The organism is Sphingobium sp. MK2 (genome assembly GCF_040170545.1).
Lineage (GTDB): Bacteria > Pseudomonadota > Alphaproteobacteria > Sphingomonadales > Sphingomonadaceae > Sphingobium.
Genome location: NZ_JAZDXA010000092.1, coordinates 1 through 1867, shown reverse-complemented (window position 1 = coordinate 1867; position 1867 = coordinate 1). Strand labels below are relative to the sequence as shown.

Sequence of the window (1867 nt, the reverse complement as noted above, 5' to 3'; positions counted from 1 at the left end):
TGGCACCACCTTTTGGAGCTGTGTGGCCTGGTTGAAGCGCGCGTGATCGATCTCGACGGGGTATACGATCCCTGTCGACCAAACGATCGATTGTTGTTGGGCATGAAGGGCAGCATCAGCGAGTTTGAGCTTGGCATTTTGCGAACACGCATGCTTGACGCGGCGCGCGCCAAGGCAAGGCGGGGAGAACTGCGCCTCAGTGTTCCGATCGGCTATATCTGGCACCGCGAATACGGCCTGGGGCTGGATCCCGATATCCGGGTACAGGAGGCGATCCGCCTCATCTTTTCGCGTTTCCGCGAGCTTGGCAGCGCCCGCCAGGTGCTGATTTCGCTGACAGCTGACAATTTCCATTTTCCCCGCCCTTCTGACGGCCGCAAAACGGTGTCCTTCGACTGGGTGCCGGTTCGCTATCGAAGCGTTATTTCGATCCTGAAGAACCCCTTCTACGCTGGGGTCTATGTCTATGGTAAAAGCGAGAAGCGAACCGAGATTGTCGATGGCAGGGCACGCAAAAGTTACGGCCACAGCAAGCCCTTTGGAACGTGGGAAGTGCTGCTCCAGGATCATCACGAAGGCTATATCGATTGGAGTGAGTTTGAAAGGAACCAGAGCCATATCGCCGTCAACGCCTTCGGACAGAAGGGCGGCATCAAGTCTGGTCGTGGTGGCCGCGCGTTGCTCGCGGGCCTGCTCACCTGCGGCCGATGTGGAAGACGGTTGGGCGTTGTCTATTCGGGCCGGCCTCCGGGTCATCCCTATTACCGCTGCGAACGTATCAACCAGATGCTGGCCAAGCCACGATGCATGACTTTTGGCGCATCTCGCATCGACCCTGCCATAGGCAAAGAGATATTGAGAGCCGTGACGCCGATGGCGATCGAGGCCGCAATGGAAGCTGATCGGGCGCATCGGGATAATCTGGAAGAACGGCACCGCATGGTGGAGCTGGACTTGCAGCAAGCCCGATACGAGGCATCTCTCGCTGAACGTCGCTATGCTGCCTGCGACCCTGATAACCGCCTGATCGCTGCCCAACTCGAGAATAGCTGGGAAGCAGCGCTCAGGCGTGTGGAAGCCTGTGAAGCGGGTTTGGCCCAAGCGCGACAAATCGATCTGGCCGCGCCGGTGCCAGATTTTGCTGGCATTGCCACCGACCTGGAGACCGCTTGGCGCTCGCCTAACGTCGACATGCGTTGTCGTCAGCAGCTCCTCCGCACGCTCGTGACCGATATCATCGCTGATGTCGATGAAGAGCAACGTGAAGTCATTTTGACGATCCACTGGAAAGGTGGCCAACATTCTCAGCTGCGCATTCGCAAACCCAAAGCAGGCGAACATGGCCAGAGTACGCCCGAAGCCGCCCTTGCCATCATCCGCTCCATGGCCACCCGGTGGTCCGATGCAGACATTGCCGCAACTCTCAACCGGATGGGAATGCAAACCGGACAAGGCAAGACCTGGACAGCGCGCCGTGTCGGCTCGCTGCGCACTGTCCACAAAATCCACGGCTACCGATCCGCCGAAAAGAATGGAGAGTGGCTCACGCTGACCGAAGCCGCCAAAAAGCTTGGGGTTACTGCCCATCGGGTCCGTCGACTGATCAAGGAGGGCGTGCTCCCTACCGAGCAAGTTGTACCCGATGCGCCGCACCAAATCCGAGCCACGGACCTGGAAAAGGACGAAGTGACCCAGTTCCCGCGTCACAGAGGCCCGTGTCGCATCAAAATGGAAAACCAAAAGTCCCTGTTTCCGGACATTTGAAGAGGAGGTGTAGTATGAATCGGTCGTTGCAATGGCTCTCAGGGCGCGTTCGGCGGCGTTGTTCGTGAGACATATCCGGCCATCTTCGAGGAATGCGGTAAAA

At 58.4% G+C, this 1867-nt stretch carries 1 protein-coding gene and 1 pseudogene; one reads left to right on the top strand and one right to left on the bottom strand.

All coding sequences use genetic code 11. The annotated features are described in order from the left end of the window. Window positions 1–1764: recombinase family protein (locus V2I08_RS20345; protein WP_349636566.1), on the top strand; the 1764-nt coding region annotated here is incomplete at its 5' end. Window positions 1765–1791: 27 nt separating this feature from the next. On the opposite strand, the pseudogene V2I08_RS20680 reads toward V2I08_RS20345, so the two are convergent. Then, window positions 1792–1867, bottom strand: a pseudogene (locus V2I08_RS20680) (transposase); the annotation flags it as partial.